This is a genomic window from Streptomyces lacrimifluminis (assembly GCF_014646095.1).
Taxonomy (GTDB): Bacteria; Actinomycetota; Actinomycetes; order Streptomycetales; family Streptomycetaceae; genus Streptomyces; species Streptomyces lacrimifluminis.
Genome location: NZ_BMMU01000012.1, coordinates 1 through 12751, shown reverse-complemented (window position 1 = coordinate 12751; position 12751 = coordinate 1). Strand labels below are relative to the sequence as shown.

Sequence of the window (12751 nt, the reverse complement as noted above, 5' to 3'; positions counted from 1 at the left end):
CCCGCCAACCATCCGTTACCCGTTACCCGTTACTCGGTGACGAGCGCCTCGTGGACCAGTCGCTTGAGGTCCTGCCAGTACGACTGACTCGTCCTGTGTCGCACCTGGGTCATGAACTGCACGGTCAGATCACGGCCCGGGTCGACCCAGAACGTCGTCGTCGCCACCCCGCTCCACCCGTACGTGCCGAGTCCGGCCGGAGCCAGGGTGCGGTCCGGGTCGATCACCACCGAGACCCCGAGGCCGAACCCGACGCCCGCGTTGCCGGGTTCGTCGTGGGGACGGGCACCGAAGGTGCGCAGGTCGGCGCCGCCCGGGAGGTGGTTGGAGGTCATCAGGGCCACCGTCTCGGACGACAGGACGCGAACGCCGTCGAGTTCGCCGCCCCGACGCAGCATCTCCATGAACCGGTGGTAGTCGTGGGCGGTGGCGACGACACCGCCGCTGCCGGACAGGAACCGGGGCCGGTTCTTCAGGGGCAGGCCGAGGATCGGCTCGATGCCGCCGTCCTCGGTCTCCCCGTACAACTCGGACAGCCGGGCCGCCTGTTCGCCGTTCACACAGAAACCGGCGTCCGTCATGCCGAGCGGACGGAAGACACGGTCGGCGACGAACTCGTCCAGCGGCTGCCCGGACGCCACCTCGATGACCCGGCCCAGGACGTTCGTGGCGACCGAGTAGTTCCACTGGGTGCCCGGCTCGAACTGGAGCGGGAGACCCGCGTACACCGAACACGTCTCGGCCAGGGTCGAGCCCGGTACCACCGACGACTCCAGGTTGGCGGCGCGGTACAGGGCGTCGACGGGGTGCGAGTGGTAGAAGGCGAAGGTGAGGCCCGCCGTGTGGGTCATCAGGTGCCGGATCAGGAGGGGTTGGGCGGGCCGGGTACTGAGGTCGCTCCCGGAACCGCTCACGTACACCTGCGGGTCGGCGAACTCCGGCAGGAAGCGGGAGACGGGGTCCGTGAGCGCGAGCCGGCCCTCCTCCAGCAGGATCAGCGCGGCGACCGAGGTGACCGGCTTGCTCATGGAGTAGATCCGCCACAGGGTGTCGGCCTCGACCGGAAGGTCCGCCGCCAGGTCGCGCCTGCCGTGCGTGGTGAGGTGCGCGACGCGGCCGGCGCGGGCCACGGACACGAGGAAGCCGGGCAGGCGTCCTTCGTCGACACTGTGGGCGAAGTGCTGGTCGAGGCGGTCCAGCGCCTTCGCGTCCAGTCCGACCTCGCCCGGGTCGACCTCTTGTCGCAGCTGTGCCATCGTTCCCCTCCGGTCGCTTGAAGTGCCGTCCTGTCATACCCCGACAGGATCACCTCAGGCCTCAGACCCCCCATGGTGACGCAGGGATCCCGCAGGCGTCGCCCGCGGGTCACCCGGGTCCGGCAGTTTCAGGGCGGCCAGTACACCCACGACTGCTATACCCGCCAGCACGGGCAACGACGTCCGAAGCCCGTCGGAGACGGCGGCGAGCGTGGCCGCAGTGGCCACTCCGAGGACCGGTCCGACGTTCATCGCGGTCTGCTGCAAGCCGCCCGCCACCCCCGCGGACTCGGCTGCCGCATGCCGTACGACGACGGCTGTCGCGGTCACCATCACGGTACCGAAACCCGCTCCGAGCAGCAGGAATCCACCGCCGACCGCCGCTGTCCCGGACGCCCGGAACAGCACGAGCACCCCGAGCGCGAGCAGCAGCAGCGCGGCGACGGTCGTCCGCCGGGCCCCGTACCGACGCAGCAGGACGGCGGCCGTCGGCGCCCCCAGCACCATCGCCACACCACCCGGCAGCGCGGCCAGACTCGTGCGCAACGGGTCCATGCCCAGCTCGCCCTGGAGCACATGACTGGCGACGAAGAGTGTGCCGAACATCGCAGCCGACGCGGCCACGAGAATGCCCAGCGCGGCTCCCCCGACCGCCGATCCGAGCACGTCGGGCGGAAGCAGAGGATCTCCGGTTCGCCGCTCATGGCGTACGAGGACCAGGCCCGCGCCGGCCGCCGTGAGCAGCCCGAGGACGACCTACGGACTCCAGCCGTGCTCGGAGACCCCGACGAGCGTGTGCACGAGACAGGCGAGGGACACCGCGAGCAGGGCCGCGCCGGGCAGGTCGAGCCGCCCGGATCCGGGCGCGGGGGACCGGCGCGGGCCGGGAGCGCGGACGAGCAACGCCAGTACGCCCAGTACCAGCGCCGGTACGACGTTGAGGAAGAACACCGCGCGCCAGCCCAGGTGGGTCACCAGGACGCCACCCACCAGCGGACCGGCCGCCGCGGTCACCCCGATCGCACTCGTCCGCAACGCGATCGGCATCCCCAGCCGGTCGGGCGGGAACGCGGTCCGCAGTATCCCGAGCGTGGCGGGTTGCAGCAGCGCGCCGAAGACCCCCTGGGCGACGCGCAGTCCGATGACCCAGCCCACCCCGGAAGCGAACCCGATGCCCGCCGACACCGCCCCGAAGCCCAACATCCCGATGGCGAACAGCCGTTGGTGGCCGTACCGGTCCCCGAGCCGCCCGGCGAACACGAGCAGACTCGCCACCGCGATGAGATACCCGGTGCTCGTCCACTGGACCTCGGCGAAGGAGGCGTGCAGATCCCGTCGCAGGGTGGGCTGCGCGATGGTCAGCACGGTGCCGTCGAGAGCGACGACCACCGCCCCGGTCACACTGCCTGCGAGGGTACGGCGCCGTCCCGGGTGACGCCCCCCGGACCCCCGGAGCCGATGCGCGCTCACCGCCTCGCCGGTCCGAGGTGCGCGTCGAGAGCCGTACGCAGCAGTGGCGTGAAGTCGTCGGCGCCCGTGGTGAGTTGGAGGCTGCCCCAGGCCCACAGCTGGGCGATGCCGTAGAGGTTCGCCAGCAGCGCCCCGGTGACGAGCCGGGCGTCGGCGTCCGGCCGGACCTGCCCGACGAGATCCACCAGCAGCGCGAAGACCGGCAGGCTGGCCTCACGCAGCCCCAACGTGTTGCTATCCAGCAGGTCGTGACGGAACATCAGCTCGTGCAAGCCCCGGTTGGCGAGCGCGAAGTCGAGGTACGCGTGACCAAGTGCGGCGATCCGCTCCCGGGGTCCGGCCGTGCCGGGCCCGAGCTCCTCGATCGCCCGCGATCCGCTGGCCGCCAGCTCGGTGAAGCCGCGGCGCGCGATGGCCGACAGCAGCTCCAGATGGGTCGGGAAGTAGCGACGAGGGGCACCGTGCGAGACACCGGCCCGGCGGGCGATCTCCCGGAGGGTGAGCGCGTGGACGCCTTCCGCGGTCACCAGGTCGACACCGGCATCGATGAGCCGGGTACGCAGCGAATCACTCATGGACACTGCCTACCAAGATGCGGTAGACGGTGTCTACCGCGCCCTGGGCGGGGGAAGGGGACAAGAAGGGCCGGAATGGTGGGACGCGGGCGCACGTTGAGCGAGACATGACTCAGGACGATGCGCAGGACGCGCTCCTCAAGCTGCTTTCCGAGTGCGACGGCGGAGTGCTGACGACCATCAAGGCCGACGGCCGCCCCCAGCTCTCGAACGTCAACCACGCCTACGACCCCGACGAACGCACCGTCCGCGTCTCCCTCACGGACTCGCGCGCCAAGACCCGCAACCTGCGCCGGGACCCGCGGGTCTCCTATCACGTGACCAGCGACGACCGCTGGGCGTACACCGTGGTCGAGGGCGTGGCCGACCTGACGCCCGTGGCCGAGGACCCGCACGACGAGACCGTCGAGGAACTGGTCCGGCTCTACCGGGCCGTGCGGGGCGAGCACCCCGACTGGGACGACTACCGCGCGGTCATGGTCCGGGACCGACGGCTCGTACTGCGGATCAGGGTGGACAGGGCGTACGGCCTGCCGCAGGGCTAGGGGCCTGTCGTCTGGATCACGCTTGGGCCGCGGGGTGTGGCACGCACTCTCCGGAGGGGGACCCACAGCCGCGTTGTCGTCGGTTGCCGACTCCCCCACTCCCGACTCCGCTCGACCGGGGGCCCTATCGCGTTGACGCCCCCCTCCGCCTCGCAGCCGCACGACCACACCCTGCTCACCGCAGACAACGGCACCGCAACCCGAAGCCGGCGCGATCCAAACGACAGACCCTGGGCGAACCAAGGCGGGTGACTTTCCGTCAATGTCTCCGCGCATGCCCAGGTCCCCGAACAGCTCGTTGCTGCCGGGGACCTGGGAAGGGCAGGGCTCAGGCCGACACGGCCTCGCGCTTCGCCACGTTCTCGGCTCCACGCTCACCGAGCCGCTCCGTCGGCACCCTGTGTGTCTCGCGTGCCGTGATCGCGGCCAGCACCGGCGGGATGCACAGGGCCGCCGTGAACAGGGCGACGGCGAACCAGTCGTCCCCGTCCGGACCGGCGATCTCCGCGGCGAAGGTCACCGCGAAACCGGCGACGGCGAAACCGATCTGCGTGCCGATCGCCATGCCCGACAGCCGTACCCGGGTCGTGAACATCTCGCCGTAGAAGGAGGGCCAGGTGCCGTTCGCGGCGCTGTAGACCACGCCGAAGGTGACGATGCCGAGGACCAGGATCAGCGGGTACGAGCCCGTGGAGATCGCCCACAGGTAGACGAACATCATGATCCCGCTGCCGGCGGCGCCGGCCAGGAACACCGGCCGGCGGCCGATGCGGTCGGACAGCGTGGCCCAGAGCGGAATCGCGGCCAGCGCGACCAGGTTGGCGAGCGCGGCCACCCACAGCATGGACGAGCGGTCCATGCCGACCGAGTCGCTGGTCGCGTACGCCAGCGCCCAGACCGTGAAGATCGTGGAGACGGAGGCGACCAGCGCGCCCGCGACCACCCGCAGTACGTCCGCCCAGTGCTCGCGCAGCAGGATCAGCAGTGGCAGCTTCACAACACCCTCGGAGGCGGCCTGCTCGGCGAAGGCCGGGGTCTCCTCCAGCTTGCGGCGGATGACGTAGCCGACGACGGCGACCGCGATGCTCAGCCAGAACGGGATGCGCCAGCCCCAGGACAGGAGTTGGTCCTCGGGCATCGCGGCGATCGGGATGAAGACCAGCGTGGCGAGGAGCTGGCCGCCCTGGGTGCCGCTCAGGGTGAAGCTGGTGAAGAAGCCGCGCCGGTGGGGTGGGGCGTGTTCGAGCGTCATGGAGTTGGCGCTGGCCTGCTCACCGGCGGCCGAGATGCCCTGGAGGACGCGGCAGAGCACGAGCAGGACCGGGGCGAGGGTGCCGACCTGGTCGCGGGTGGGCAGACAGCCGATGAGGAACGTCGAGACGCCCATCAGGATCAGCGTGAAGACCATGATCTTCTTGCGGCCGAGCCGGTCGCCGAAGTGGCCCAGGAAGAGCGCGCCGACCGGGCGGGCGGCGTACGCGACACCGAACGTGCCCAGTGACAGCAGGGTTGCCGTGGCCGGGTCCGACTCGTCGAAGAAGACCTTCGGGAAGATCAGGGCGGCGGCGCTGCCGTAGATGAAGAAGTCGTAGTACTCCAGGGCGCTGCCGATCCAGGCTGCCGTGGCGGCCTTCTTCGGCTGGCCTCCGGGTGGCGCGCCCAGGGGTGCTGCGGGGTCGTGGGGTGCGACGGAATCCGCCACGGCGTGCTCCTTCGAGGGAACTCCAGCGTAAGTGGAGTGAGCGGAGGGGAGGGAGAGGTGCCGGATCCCTGGGGTGACGGGACGGCCGTGCCGGGAGCTGCCCGGCTAATTAACCCACTGGATAGTTAGTAGCGGTTGGCTACGGATGTTGCGCCCACGTTTCCCGGGTGTCAAGAGGTCGCGGCGGAGGATCTTTCCCGTCGCGGGCCCGCGCAGCCCCCTCGTCAGGCCGTACGGTCCGCCGTCAGGTAGGCGATGACCATGTCGCCGAGCATCGCCCGGTAGTGCTCCCGCTGGTCCGGGGCCGTCAGGTCGCGGCCGAACAGCGCGCCGAAGGTGTGCCGGTTGGCCACCCGGAAGAAGCAGAAGGAGCTGATCATGGCGTGCAGGTCCACGGCGTCCACGTCGGCCGTGAACAGGCCGGACTTCCGGCCCGACTCCAGGATCCGGTGGATCACCTCCAGCGCGGGCGAGCCGATCTTCCCGAGCTGCTCCGAGGCGGCGATGTGCTCGGCCTCGTGGATGTTCTCGATGCTCACCAGCCGGATGAAGTCGGGGTGCGCCTCATGGTGGTCGAAGGTGAGTTCCGCGAGGCGCCTGATGGCCGCCACCGGGTCCAGATGCTCGACGTCGAGGTCCTGTTCGGCCTGCCGGATCACGGAGTACGCCCGCTCCAGCACGGCCGTGAACAGCTGTTCCTTGCCGCCGAAGTAGTAGTAGATCATCCGCTTGGTGGTGCGGGTGAGCGCCGCGATCTCGTCCACCCGGGCCCCCGCCAGGCCGGCCCGGGCGAACTCCTTGGTGGCCACGTCGAGGATCTCGGCCCTGGTCCGGGCGGCGTCGCGGATGCGCCCGCCTGTGCGTGCCGGTTCTTCGACGCTGGTCATCGGGTTCCTTCGGGCGAGGGGCCAGTCCCGTGATTCTAGAAGCAGCCCCGCGGACACCCCTGTGAGCGCTCCCGGGGGCTTCCCCGGTGCCGGGTGATGCTGATATAGCTAACGTACTAGTTCGTACATTAGTGAGCCGCAGTCGCACAGGAGGTCCGTCGTGGCCAAGGACTCGTTTCTCGTCGGACTCATCGGCTCCGGCATCGGCCCGTCGCTGAGCCCCGCACTGCACGAGCGGGAGGCCGACCGGCAGGGGCTGCGCTATCTGTACCGGCTGATCGACATCGACACGCTGGGCGTCGGGGCGGAAGCGGCGGGCGATCTCGTACGGGCCGCCCGCGACCTCGGGTACGACGGGCTGAACATCACCCATCCGTGCAAGCAGCTCGTCATCGAACACCTCGACGGCCTCGACCCGCAGGCCGAGGCGCTCGGCGCCGTCAACACCGTGGTCTTCGAGGACGGTCGCGCGATCGGCCACAACACCGACGTGACCGGCTTCGCCGCCTCCTTCGCCCGCGGCCTGCCCGACGCCCCGCTGGAACGGGTCGTGCAGCTCGGGGCCGGTGGCGCGGGCGCTGCCGTCGCCCACGCCACGCTCACCCTCGGCGCCGGTCGGGTGACCGTCGTCGACGCGCTGCCCGACCGGGCCGCGGACCTCGCCGCGTCCCTCAACCGGCACTTCGGCGCCGGCCGGGCGACCGCCGCGACGCCCGACCGGCTGGCGGCGCTGATCGGCCGGACCGGCGGCATCGACGGCCTGGTGCACGCGACACCCACCGGTATGGCCGCCCACCCAGGGCTGCCCTTCCCCGCCGAGCTGCTGCACCCCGGCCTCTGGGTCGCCGAGGTGGTCTACCGCCCGCTGGAGACCGAACTGCTGCGCACGGCCCGTGCGATGGGCTGCGCCACGCTCGACGGCGGCGGCATGGCCGTCTTCCAGGCCGCGGACGCGTTCCGGCTCTTCACCGGCCGTGAGCCCGACACCACGCGCATGCTGGACGACATCGCCGAGCTCGCGGGTGCGCTCCCGGCACCGAAGTAGAAGCAGAGAGAAGGCAGAGGTACCGACGTGCGTACGTCCATCGCCACCGTGTCGCTCAGCGGCTCCCTGACCGAGAAGCTCACGGCCGCCTCCCGCGCCGGTTTCGACGGGGTCGAGATCTTCGAGAACGATCTGCTCGCCAGTCCCCTCACCCCCGAGGAGATCCGCGCCCGCTGCGCCGACCTCGGTCTCACCATCGACCTCTACCAGCCGATGCGCGACATCGAGGCCGTGCCCGAGGACGAGTTCGCCCGCAACCTGCGCCGCGCCCGGCACAAGTTCGAGCTGATGCGGCGCCTCGGCACCGACGCCGTCCTCGTCTGCTCCACCGTCTCCCCGCTCGCCCTCGACGACGACGCGCTCGCCGCCGCCCAACTGGGCCGACTGGCGGACCTGGCACAGGACTTCGGCGTCCGCGTCGCCTACGAGGCACTCGCGTGGGGGCGGCACGTCAGCACGTACGACCACGCCTGGAGCATCGTCGAGGCGGCCGGCCATCCCGCGCTCGGCACCTGTCTCGACAGCTTCCACATCCTCTCCCGGGGGTCGGACCCGAAGGGCATCGAGGACATCCCCGGCGAGAAGATCTTCTTCCTCCAGCTGGCCGACGCCCCGCTGCTCGCCATGGACGTGCTCCAGTGGAGCCGCCACTACCGCTGTTTCCCCGGGCAGGGCGGCTTCGACATCGCAGGGCTTCTCCAGCACGTGGTCCGGGCCGGATACGACGGTCCGCTCTCCCTGGAGGTCTTCAACGACGTCTTCCGGCAGGCCGAGGCCGGAACGACCGCCGTCGACGCCCGGCGCTCCCTTCTCGTCCTTCAGGAGAGCATCGGTCTCGCGTCGCTGCCCGGGCCCGTCGTCCCCACCGGCATCGCCTTCGCCGAACTCGTCACCCCCGACGCCGAACCGGTCGCGGCGATCCTCGGCGCGCTCGGCCTCGCCCGTACGGCACGTCACCGCAGCAAGCCCGTGGACCTCTGGGAGCGCGGCGAGGCCCGCATCCTCGTCAACACCGGACCGGCCGCGCGTCGTGACGGCACCGGACTCGCCGCCGTGGGCCTGGAGTCACCGGATCCGGAAGGTGCCGCCCGCCGGGCCGAGGCCCTCCTGGCGCCGGTCCTGCCCCGCCGCCGCGCCCCCGAGGACGCCCCGCTCGACGCGGTGGCCGCCCCCGACGGCACGGAACTCTTCTTCTGTGCCACGGACCGCCCCGAACTCCCCAACTGGCGCGCCGACTTCGAGACCATCGAGTACGTCGAGACCGCCGGGGACGTAGCGGGCGCCGTCGATCGCATCGACCACCTGGCCCTCACCCAGCCCTGGCACCACTTCGACGAGGCCGCCCTCTTCCACCGCAGTGTGCTCGGGCTGCACGGCCAGGAGAGTGTCGACGTCGCCGACCCGTACGGACTCTTCCGCAGCCGGGCCGTCACCAACTCCGGTGGCAGCGTGCGCATCGCGCTGGCCGTCGGCCCCGCGCCCACCGAGGACGAGACCCGTGCCCAGCACATCGCACTGGCCACCGACGACGTGGTCGCCGCCGCCCGGCGCTTCCGAGCAGCCGGCGGCGGCCTGCTGCCGATGCCCGCGAACTACTACGACGACCTCGCGGCCCGGTACGAGTTCACCGAGGGCGAGCTGGCGACGTACCGCGAACTCGGCATCCTCTACGACCGTGACGCACAGGGCGAGTTCAGGCACTGCTACACGCGGACCGTGGGCCGCGTCTTCTTCGAACTCGTCCAGCGTGACGGCGGCTACCAGGGCTACGGCGCCCAGAACGCACCGGTCCGGCTCGCTGCCCAGCACGGGCAACGCCCGCTCCGCTGATATGGGTTGCCGCCGGCCCGGCTCACTGCCGGGTGACGCTCCGGCTCACCCCGGCGATGACGGTCGTGGCCAGGATCCAGCCGGTCAGGATGAGGGCGTACGACAGGAACTGGTAGCCGCCCGTAGGCGCGAAGGCACCCTCCTGGCCGAAGGAGATCACCGGGAGGAGCAGGTCGAGGGTGTAGAAGACCGGGTTGAACTCCGGGGCCTCGGCCGCCTTGAGCGGGCGGGGGTGGTGCAGGGCGTACACGATCGAACCGGCCGCCAGCAGCGACAGCAGCCAGACGGCGGCGCGCAGCGGGCGGAAGCCGTAGCCGACGGTGGTGTCCTGGAGGTGGCCCCACACCCGGCCGAGCCAGGGCAGGGTGGCCCGGTGCCGGCGCTGCTTGGCGAGCTGGACCCGGCGGGCCGCGCCCTCGTCGCCGACATGCCGGTAGGCGGCGGCCAACTGCTCGTAGGCATAGGGGACATAGCCGTCGCCGTCACGTTCCAGCAGGGGCAGGCGACGGTCGGCGGGCTCGTGCGGGGTGAGGGCCGTGTAGGTGAGGTTGTTGAAGAGCACCTCGCCCGGCGCGACCTCCGGCTCGAAGCTCAGTACGTCGATCCGGGAGCGCCGAAGATGGAGGGTGCCCTCAAGCGGCTCGCTGCGGAACAGCCACAACTCGCCGATGACGCAACTGCTGGCCCGCAGAGCCATACCGCCGGGGTTCGACAACCGCGACCGCATGAGGTCGAGCCGCCCCGCGATACGGGCGCCGCGAAGGTCGACGCCGCCCTCGGCGCGCAGGCGCCGTGCCCGTATGTCGGCCCGCACCTCGAGTGACTGCGCGCGCAGGGCGTTGCCACCGGGATTGCTCAGCTCGGCGCCCTCCAGATTGACCGATCCGCCCACGGTGGCGCCGTCGAGCCGTATCTCGCCCCGCACCCGCAGGCCCGGTGCCGCGAAGCCGTCGCTGAGCACGGACTGGTGGAGCTGGATCACCGGCACGGACGGGTCGGACGTGGTGATGTCGGCTCCGTCCATGAAGAGTGCGCCCGCGATCTGCGAGCCGGCCAGCTTCACCGGCCCTCGCACCCGGCAGTCCGTCATCCGGAGCGGGCCGTCGATCCGCGTACTGGCGAGGCTGACGGACGGGAGCACCGAACTGCGCAGATTCAGCTGACGCAGCCGGGAACCGTAGAAGTCCGGGGACTCCTCGAAGTGGCAGTACCGCAGATGGAGCGGATGGTCCACCACCGCGTACATGAGGTTCAGTTGCCCCGTGACGCGGGCACCCGACAGCCTGAGCCTGGGGATCTCACCGTCCACCTGTGGAGTGCTGAGCAGCAGGGCCCTCAGTACGGAGGCGCGTACGGTCCGCTCCGGTCCCCAGTCGGAGCCGGTGGCCGGGTTCTCGGCCTCACCCTCGCCGAAGGCCACGGGCTCACCCTTGTGGAAGGCCCGCCACACCCGCGATTCAGCCGCTGTCAGGTCGTTGATCTCCATCGGGGCGACTCTGACGCGCCCCGGAGGCACATGTCAATCGGGCCCGGGGACAATGCCCCGGACCCGATCGCCACTTCAGCCTGCCGAACCGAACGGTCAGCTCAACTGCCGGAACCCTGACGTGAGTTCCACTCCGCGATCACCGGACGGTCATGCTCCGTGGAGAGCCTGCTGATCGTGCCCGTGGCGAGCTGGAACAGCCGTCCGTCGGCGGGCGGCAGCCCGAGGTAACGGGCCGTCAGCACGCGCAGGAAGTGCCCGTGGGCCACCAGGACCACGTCACCCTCCGCGAGCGCGTCCCCGATGTGGGCCAGGGCGCGGTCCGCGCGGCGGCCCACCTCCTCGGGCGACTCACCCGGATGCCCGTCCGGACCGGGCACCACCCCGTCCGTGAACAGGAACCAGTCGGGCCGTGTGCGCTGGATCTCGGCGGTCGTCACACCCTCGTACCCGCCGTACTCCCACTCGTGCAGGTCCGGATCGGTCGACGCACCGGACAGGCCCGCGAGTTCGGCGGTGCGGACCGCGCGGGTGAGGGGGCTGGTCACCACACGTGCGAAGGTCCGTCCGGCGAGGAGCGGAGCGAGGGACTTGGCCTGCTCCTCACCGCGCGGGGTGAGGGGCAGGTCGGTCCAACTGGTGTGCTGTCCCGACGCGCTCCACTCCGTCTCGCCGTGGCGGACCAGAAGAAGGTCACCCACGGTCTGCTACTCCTTGGACTCGACGGCGTGGCCGCCGAACTGGTTGCGCAGCGCCGCGATCATCTTCATCTGCGGGGAGTCGTCCTGCCGGGACGCGAACCGCGCGAAGAGGGACGCCGTGATCGCGGGCAGCGGCACGGAGTTGTCGATGGCCGCCTCGACCGTCCAGCGGCCCTCGCCGGAGTCCTGCGCGAACCCGCGCAGCCGCTCCAGGTGCTCGTCCTCGTCGAGGGCGTTGACGGCCAGGTCGAGGAGCCAGGAGCGGATGACGGTGCCCTCCTGCCAGGACCGGAAGACCTCGCGCACGTCCGTGACGGAGTCGACCTTCTCCAGCAGCTCCCAGCCCTCGGCGTAGGCCTGCATCATCGCGTACTCGATGCCGTTGTGGACCATCTTCGAGAAGTGCCCGGCGCCCACCTTGCCCGCGTGGACATAGCCGTACGGGCCCTCGGGCTTGAGCGCCTCGAAGATCGGGAGAAGCCGCTCGACGTGCTCCTTGTCACCGCCGACCATCAGGGCGTAGCCGTTCTGGAGCCCCCACACACCGCCGGAGACACCGGCGTCGACGAAGCCGATGCCCTTGGCCGCCAGCTCCTCGGCGTGCTTCTCGTCGTCCGTCCAACGGGAGTTGCCGCCGTCGACGACCGTGTCACCCGACTCCAGCAGGCCGCCGAGTTCGTCGACGACGGACTGGGTGGCGGCGCCGGCCGGGACCATCACCCAGACCACGCGCGGCGCTTCGAGCTTCTCGACCAGTTCGGCGAGGCTGCTCACGTCGGAGACCTCGGGGTTGCGGTCGTAGCCAGTGACGGTGTGGCCGGCGAGGCGGATGCGCTCGCGCATGTTGCCGCCCATCTTGCCGAGACCGATCAGACCAATCTGCATGTCAGTTCACTTCCTGAGCGTCACGAAGAGCGCGGTACGTGGCAACGAGGGCGGCGGTGGAGGAGTCGAGGCCGGGGACGTGGGCCCCCTCGGTGAGCGCGGGCTCGACCCGCTTCGCCAGCACCTTGCCCAGCTCGACGCCCCACTGGTCGAAGGAGTCGATGTTCCACACAGCCCCCTGGACGAACACCTTGTGCTCGTAGAGCGCGATCAACTGGCCGAGTACGGACGGGGTCAGCTCGCGCGCCAGCACGGTGGTCGTCGGGTGGTTGCCCTTGAACGTCTTGTGGGCGACCAGTTCCTCCGGCACCCCTTCCGCCCGCACCTCGTCCGGGGTCCTGCCGAAGGCCAGCGCCTGCGTCTGGGCGA

General features: G+C 70.8%; 11 protein-coding genes and 1 pseudogene. 3 read left to right on the top strand and 9 right to left on the bottom strand.

The genetic code is table 11. From position 1 onward, the window contains the following. Positions 1-29: 29 nt before the first annotated feature. The 3 genes and pseudogenes from IEY89_RS19145 to IEY89_RS19135 form a co-directional block, all read right to left on the bottom strand. A complete protein-coding gene (locus IEY89_RS19145) occupies positions 30-1256 on the bottom strand; it encodes a serine hydrolase domain-containing protein (protein ID WP_189148663.1) in 1227 nt (408 codons plus the stop codon). Between the two features lie 54 nt (positions 1257-1310). Next, a pseudogene (locus tag IEY89_RS19140) lies at positions 1311-2726 on the bottom strand (MFS transporter). Further along, positions 2723-3301, bottom strand: a complete 579-nt coding sequence (locus tag IEY89_RS19135; RefSeq protein ID WP_189148662.1) for a TetR/AcrR family transcriptional regulator — start codon at positions 3299-3301, stop codon at positions 2723-2725. Before IEY89_RS19135 ends, IEY89_RS19140 begins: the two are co-directional and overlap by 4 nt. Positions 3302-3408: 107 nt before the next feature. Between IEY89_RS19135 and IEY89_RS19130 the strand changes: the two genes are divergently transcribed. Then, positions 3409-3846: a PPOX class F420-dependent oxidoreductase gene (locus tag IEY89_RS19130; RefSeq protein ID WP_189148661.1), complete on the top strand. Its 438-nt coding sequence runs from the start codon at positions 3409-3411 to the stop codon at positions 3844-3846. 328 nt (positions 3847-4174) lie between these two features. On the opposite strand, the gene IEY89_RS19125 is transcribed toward IEY89_RS19130, so the two are convergent. Beyond that, on the bottom strand, positions 4175-5548 hold the full coding sequence (locus IEY89_RS19125) for an MFS transporter (protein ID WP_189148660.1): 1374 nt from the start codon (positions 5546-5548) through the stop codon (positions 4175-4177). Between the two features lie 224 nt (positions 5549-5772). After that, positions 5773-6435: a TetR/AcrR family transcriptional regulator gene (locus IEY89_RS19120; protein WP_189148659.1), complete on the bottom strand. Its 663-nt coding sequence runs from the start codon at positions 6433-6435 to the stop codon at positions 5773-5775. A 160-nt stretch (positions 6436-6595) separates the two neighbouring features. Here IEY89_RS19120 and IEY89_RS19115 point away from each other — a divergent pair, with 160 nt between their 5' ends. Together IEY89_RS19115 and IEY89_RS19110 are read left to right on the top strand one after the other, a co-directional pair. Next, a complete protein-coding gene (locus tag IEY89_RS19115) occupies positions 6596-7480 on the top strand; it encodes a shikimate dehydrogenase (protein WP_189148658.1) in 885 nt (294 codons plus the stop codon). Between the two features lie 27 nt (positions 7481-7507). Next, positions 7508-9310: a bifunctional sugar phosphate isomerase/epimerase/4-hydroxyphenylpyruvate dioxygenase family protein gene (locus IEY89_RS19110; protein WP_189148657.1), complete on the top strand. Its 1803-nt coding sequence runs from the start codon at positions 7508-7510 to the stop codon at positions 9308-9310. Positions 9311-9332: 22 nt separating this feature from the next. Here IEY89_RS19110 and IEY89_RS19105 read toward each other — a convergent pair whose 3' ends face one another. From IEY89_RS19105 to IEY89_RS19090, 4 genes are all read right to left on the bottom strand, one after another. Further along, a complete protein-coding gene (locus IEY89_RS19105; RefSeq protein WP_189148656.1) occupies positions 9333-10796 on the bottom strand; it encodes a membrane-associated oxidoreductase in 1464 nt (487 codons plus the stop codon). Positions 10797-10897: 101 nt separating this feature from the next. Continuing rightward, complete coding sequence (locus IEY89_RS19100; protein WP_189148655.1) at positions 10898-11497, bottom strand: histidine phosphatase family protein; 600 nt, start codon at positions 11495-11497, stop codon at positions 10898-10900. Positions 11498-11503: 6 nt separating this feature from the next. Beyond that, on the bottom strand, positions 11504-12382 hold the full coding sequence (gene gnd, locus IEY89_RS19095) for a phosphogluconate dehydrogenase (NAD(+)-dependent, decarboxylating) (protein ID WP_189148654.1): 879 nt from the start codon (positions 12380-12382) through the stop codon (positions 11504-11506). A 1-nt stretch (position 12383) separates the two neighbouring features. Next, positions 12384-12751: phosphoglucose isomerase-related protein (locus IEY89_RS19090; protein ID WP_506004848.1), on the bottom strand; the 368-nt coding region annotated here is incomplete at its 5' end.